Raw genomic sequence first — 5505 nt, 5'->3', positions numbered from 1 at the left:
GGGTACGGCCAGCCGCAGGGCGGCTACCCGCCGCCCCCGCCCTCCCCGGCGCCGCGCCGGGCCGAGCCGCCGGCGCCGCAGTACCGGGAGGCCCCGCCGCGGCGTGAGGAGCCGCCGCGCGAGCCGGCCCGCCGCCGTGAGCCGGCGCCGGCCCGCGAGCCGCGCCCGCGCAGCCGCAACCGGATGTACATCCCGGGGCTCGGCTGCCTCAAGGGCTGCCTGATGGTGCTGCTGGTGCTGACCGTGGCGGGGGTGGCGCTGTGGAACTTCACCCCGCTGCCGCACTACTGGGACAACGTCGTGGGCTGGTTCGACTCGGCGCGGGACTGGGTGAACAGCGTCTTCGGCAAGTAGCGCCGTCGCCGGCCGCCGGGACCGGCCGGGACGGATCCGCCGCGGAGCCCGGACCGACCGGTCCGGGCCCGACGCCGGTGCCGGACGGCAAGATTGACGCTTTGTCGACAATTTCCGAGATTTCTCGCCCGAGACTCCCGCTCCGGGGCCATCAGGCGGCCCTTCGGGGCCTCCGGGCGCGTAGGTTGGTCGCTGTTGTCCCGCCCCACCGAGCGCGCCGGACCCCCGGAGCGCTCCCGCGCCGCCCACGGAGCAGCATTGGCACGCAAGATCGGCAGCCGGTACACCGTCCACCAGGTCATCGGCCGGGGTTCGGCCGGGACGGTCTGGCTCGGTGAGGGGCCCGACGGCCCGGTCGCGGTCAAGCTGCTGCGCGAGGACCTCGCCTCCGACCAGGTGCTGGTCGGCCGCTTCGTCCAGGAGCGCACCGCGCTGACCAGCCTCGACCACCCCCGGGTGGTCGGCGTGCGCGACATGGTCGTGGACGGCAGCGACCTCGCCCTGGTGATGGAACTGGTCCAGGGCAGCGACCTGCGCTCCCGGCTGGAGCGGGACGGCGCGCTGCCGCCGCAGACCGCCGCCTCGATCATCGCCGACGTCGCCGACGGCCTCGCCGCCGCCCACGCGGCCGGGATCGTCCACCGCGACGTCAAGCCGGAGAACGTCCTGCTCGACCTCGCCGCCGCCCCCGGCCCCGGCGGCGCCCCGCGCGCCAAGCTCACCGACTTCGGCGTGGCCCGCCTGGTCGACGCCCCGCGCCGCACCCGGGCCACCCGGATCATCGGCACCCCCGACTACCTGGCCCCCGAGATCATCGAGGGCCTGGAGCCGCGCGCGGCCGTCGACATCTACGCCCTCGCCACCGTCCTGTACGAGCTGCTGGCCGGCTTCACCCCGTTCGGCGGCGGCCACACCGGCGCGGTGCTGCGCCGGCACGTCACCGAGCAGGTGCCGCCGATCCCCGGCCTGCCGGACGGGCTGTGGCGGATCATCTCCGAGTGCCTGGCCAAGGCCCCCGCCTCCCGGCTGCGCGCCGCCGAGCTGGCCGCCCGGCTGCGCGAGCAGCTGCCGTCGCTGGCCGGCCTGCCGGTGCTCGTGGTGCCCGCCCAGGGCCGCGCCCCGGCCGAGGAGCAGCTGACCCCCGGCGAGGCCGTCTACGCCGAGGTCGACGCCGGCCCGGGCGTCCACAAGCGCCGCCGCGGGCCGGCCGTCCCGCTGGTGCCCGGCGCCGCCCCGGACTCCACCCGGGACACCCACACCAGCCTGCGCCGGCCCTCCGCCGAGGAGCTGGCCGCGTACGCCGCCGAGTCCCGCGCCCAGCGCACCGCGCCGGGCCACCGCCGGGACCGCCAGGCCCTGCTGCGCCGCCGCCGGCTGCTGGCCGTCCTGCTGGCCACCGTCCTGCTGCTGGCCGGTGCGGCCGCGGCCTGGACGGCCTTCGCGGCCACCGCGCCGGACCGCGGCCACCCGGCCCGCCCGGCCGTGCACGGCACCGCCCCGCGGGCGCCGTAGGGCCGGGGGAGCGGGGGTGTCGTCATGACCACCCCCGGAACCATTACCCTGGGGGCGTGGCAGCCGTCGATCCTTCCGAAGAGCTCAAGAACCTCGATACGACCATGGGGTCGATCGAGGCCGTCCTCGACCTGGACAAGATCCGGGCCGACATCGCGGTCCTGGAGGAGGAGGCAGCCGCCCCCACCCTGTGGGACGACGTCGCGAACGCGCAGAAGGTGACCAGCCGGCTCTCCTTCCTCCAGGGCGAACTGCGCCGGGTCGAGGGCCTGCGCAGCCGCATCGACGACCTGGGCGTGCTGTTCGAGCTGGCCGAGGCCGAGAACGACGCGGACACCCGCGCCGAGGCCGAGGTCGAGCTCGTCGCCCTCCAGAAGGCGGTCGAGGAGCTGGAGGTCCGCACCCTCCTGTCCGGCGAGTACGACGCCCGCGAGGCGCTGATCAACATCCGTGCCGAGGCCGGTGGCGTGGACGCCGCCGACTTCGCCGAGCAGCTGATGCGCATGTACCTGCGCTGGGCCGAGCGGCACGGGTACCCGACCGAGGTGTACGACACCTCGTACGCCGAAGAGGCCGGCATCAAGTCCGCGACCTTCACCGTGAAGGCGCCGTACGCCTACGGCACCCTCTCGGTCGAGCAGGGCACCCACCGCCTGGTCCGCATCTCGCCGTTCGACAACCAGGGCCGCCGGCAGACCTCCTTCGCCGGCGTCGAGGTCCTCCCGGTCGTCGAGCAGTCCGACCACGTCGACATCGACGAGGGCGAGCTGCGCGTGGACGTGTACCGCGCCTCCGGCCCCGGCGGCCAGGGCGTCAACACCACCGACTCGGCGGTGCGCATCACGCACCTCCCGACCGGCATCGTGGTCTCCTGCCAGAACGAGCGCTCGCAGATCCAGAACAAGGCGTCCGCGATGAACGTCCTCCAGGCCAAGCTGCTGGAGCGGCGCCGCCAGGAGGAGAAGGCGGCGATGGACGCGCTCAAGGACAGCGGCAGCTCCTGGGGCAACCAGATGCGCTCCTACGTCCTGCACCCGTACCAGATGGTCAAGGACGTCCGCACCGCGTACGAGGCCGGCAACCCGCAGGCCGTGCTGGACGGCGACATCGACGGCTTCATCGAGGCCGGCATCCGCTGGCGCAAGCAGCGCGAGACCAGCGCCGAGTAACGGCGCGACGACAGAGCGAAGGGCCCCGACCGCTGCGGTCGGGGCCCTTCGTCGTGGACCGGGGTGGATCGGAGGATCACGAGGGGGTGGAACGGATGGGCCTCAGGCCAGCGCCTGCCGGGCGATCAGCGCCACCGCGAGCAGTCCGGCCAGCAGGGCCAGCAGCATCGCGGGGGAGAATGCGGCGAACGGCCCCTGCTGGTCCTGCAGTCGGGCCCGGTTGGCGCGGCATACCGGGCAACGCCCGTCGCTGACACGGCCGTTGCAGTTGGCGCACACCAGATGGTCGCAGGTCATGCGATCTCCTCCTCGCTGCTACAGCCAACGCACCGGACGGGGCCTTGGTTCCCGTTCTTGCCCTGTACGGGGGAGCGGCCGGACGCGGTCGCCACCTCCCACTCTGCCAGGTTCCGGCGGTTCCGGCTCCCGGGCTGTGAGATGCCTCGCAATATTCCGGGCATAAACAGTCATTCTCCCCCAGATTCGGAGGGCTGTCACGGGCTGCCCCTGCGGGCCGGTTGCCGATTCGCGTATGGTCCCAGACCGGGAGCGGCCCTCCGCGCTCCCTTCGCCCGCCCCCGGGCCGGGCCCCCGGGGCGGATCGACCGAGGATTGGCGCCGCCTAGGATGGCCTCCGTGATGCAGCCGTGATCAGATTCGACAACGTCTCCAAGACCTATCCCAAGCAGAACCGTCCCGCCCTGGACAACGTCTCGCTGGAGATCGAGAAGGGCGAGTTCGTCTTCCTGGTCGGCTCGTCCGGCTCGGGCAAGTCCACGTTCCTCCGCCTGTGCCTGCGCGAGGAGCGTCCCAGCACGGGCGCCGTGCACGTGCTCGGCAAGGACCTCGGCAAGCTGTCCAACTGGAAGGTGCCGCACATGCGCCGCCAGCTGGGCACCGTCTTCCAGGACTTCCGCCTGCTCCCCAACAAGACGGTCGCGCAGAACGTCGCCTTCGCCCTCGAGGTGATCGGCAAGCCCAAGAGCGCCATCAACAAGGTGGTGCCCGAGGTGCTGGAGCTGGTCGGCCTCGGCGGCAAGGAGGACCGCATGCCGGGCGAGCTGTCCGGTGGTGAGCAGCAGCGGGTGGCGATCGCCCGCGCCTTCGTGAACCGTCCGATGCTGCTCATCGCGGACGAGCCCACCGGCAACCTCGACCCGCAGAACTCGGTCGGCATCATGAAGCTGCTCGACCGCATCAACCGCACCGGCACCACGGTGCTGATGGCCACCCACGACCAGGCGATCGTCGACCAGATGCGCAAGCGCGTCATCGAGCTCGACAAGGGGCTGCTCGTCCGCGACCAGGCCCGCGGCGTCTACGGGTACCAGCACTGATCCCCCAGCGCTGACCCGTAGGGCCGCCGGCCCGTACCGCCAGACCAGAGCAGTACCGACCCTGGAGTTGTTTCCCGCATGCGTGCCCAGTTCGTCCTGTCGGAGATCGGTGTGGGTCTCCGACGCAACCTGACGATGACCATCGCGGTCGTCGTCAGCGTCGCGCTCTCCCTCGCCCTCGCCGGTTCCTCGCTCCTGGTCCGCGACCAGGTGAACAACATGAAGGGGTACTGGTACGACAAGGTCGAGGTGAGCATCTACTTCTGCACCAAGGCGGACGCCCGCGACTCGCCCCAGTGCGACAAGGGCGCGGCCACCGACCAGCAGGTCCAGGACATCAAGGCCCAGCTGGACAAGATGACCTCGGTGGTCCAGTCCTCCACGTACGAGAGCTCCGCCGACGCGTACAAGCACTGGAAGGAGATGAACCCGGACAACCCGCTCATCCCCGTCCTCGGCCCGGACGCCCTGCCGCAGTCCTGGCGGGTCAAGCTCAACGACCCGACCAAGTACGACGTGATCCAGAGCGCCTTCGCCGGCAAGCCCGGCGTGAAGTCGGTCGAGGACCAGCGGAAGATCCTGCAGAACCTGTTCGGCCTGCTGAACGGTCTGCAGACGGCGGCGTTCGTGATCATGGTGCTGATGCTCTTCGTCGCCCTGCTGCTGATCGTCAACACCGTCCGGGTGTCGGCGTACAGCAGGCGGCGCGAGACCGGCATCATGCGCCTGGTCGGTGCCTCGAACTTCTACGTCCAGATGCCCTTCATCGCCGAGGCCGCGTTCGCCGCGCTGCTCGGTGCGGTGATGGCCTCCGGCCTGCTGATCGGCGGCCACTTCTTCGTGCAGGGCTGGCTGGCCGACCGGGTGCAGTTCATCCACTTCATCGGCCTCGGATCGGTGCTGGCGGTGATACCGCTGCTGGTCGTGGTGGGCATGGGGATGGCCGGTGTGGCGGCGTTCTTCACGCTGCGCAAGTACCTGAAGGTCTGATCCCCGAACGCCTCGGCGGCCCCGGACGGCACTGCGCCGTCCGGGGGCCCCCCCGATCCCCACCACCCCCGGACGGGCCCGCCCCCGGGGGACCGGGTAGAAAAAACCCAGGCCAACTGGCAAAACCCCCCAGGGCCCCGACG

At 71.9% G+C, this 5505-nt stretch carries 5 protein-coding genes and 1 pseudogene; 5 read left to right on the top strand and 1 reads right to left on the bottom strand.

Translation table 11 applies throughout. From position 1 onward, the window contains the following. From ACFV04_RS43045 to prfB, 3 genes and pseudogenes are all read left to right on the top strand, one after another. Positions 1 to 354 (top strand): annotated as a pseudogene (locus ACFV04_RS43045) (serine/threonine protein kinase); the annotation flags it as partial. Between the two features lie 258 nt (positions 355 to 612). Then, positions 613 to 1866, top strand: coding sequence for a serine/threonine-protein kinase (locus ACFV04_RS43040; RefSeq protein WP_360253483.1), 1254 nt, complete (start codon positions 613 to 615; stop codon positions 1864 to 1866). Between the two features lie 56 nt (positions 1867 to 1922). Next, on the top strand, positions 1923 to 3035 hold the full coding sequence (gene prfB / locus ACFV04_RS43035; protein ID WP_380339492.1) for a peptide chain release factor 2: 1113 nt from the start codon (positions 1923 to 1925) through the stop codon (positions 3033 to 3035). 102 nt (positions 3036 to 3137) lie between these two features. Here the strand turns inward: prfB and ACFV04_RS43030 are convergent, their stop codons facing one another. Continuing rightward, a complete protein-coding gene (locus ACFV04_RS43030) occupies positions 3138 to 3332 on the bottom strand; it encodes a hypothetical protein (protein WP_360253479.1) in 195 nt (64 codons plus the stop codon). Positions 3333 to 3682: 350 nt separating this feature from the next. On the opposite strand from ACFV04_RS43030, the gene ftsE reads away from it, so the two are divergent. Both ftsE and ftsX read left to right on the top strand, forming a co-directional pair. Next, complete coding sequence (gene ftsE / locus ACFV04_RS43025) at positions 3683 to 4372, top strand: cell division ATP-binding protein FtsE (protein ID WP_030059730.1); 690 nt, start codon at positions 3683 to 3685, stop codon at positions 4370 to 4372. Between the two features lie 78 nt (positions 4373 to 4450). Continuing rightward, positions 4451 to 5362, top strand: a complete 912-nt coding sequence (gene ftsX, locus ACFV04_RS43020) for a permease-like cell division protein FtsX (RefSeq protein ID WP_360253477.1) — start codon at positions 4451 to 4453, stop codon at positions 5360 to 5362. The last annotated feature ends 143 nt before the right edge of the window (positions 5363 to 5505 follow it).

Source organism: Kitasatospora sp. NPDC059599 (assembly GCF_042735125.1).
Lineage (GTDB): Bacteria > Actinomycetota > Actinomycetes > Streptomycetales > Streptomycetaceae > Kitasatospora.
This window is presented reverse-complemented; position numbering and strand designations above follow the sequence as displayed.

What these genes read in the sequence shown, in the direction of transcription:
- ACFV04_RS43030 (WP_360253479.1), bottom strand. Translation starts at nt 3,332, where the DNA reads ATGACCTGCGACCATCTGGTGTGCGCCAACTGCAACGGCCGTGTCAGC.
- ftsX (WP_360253477.1), top strand. Translation starts at nt 4,451, where the DNA reads ATGCGTGCCCAGTTCGTCCTGTCGGAGATCGGTGTGGGTCTCCGACGC.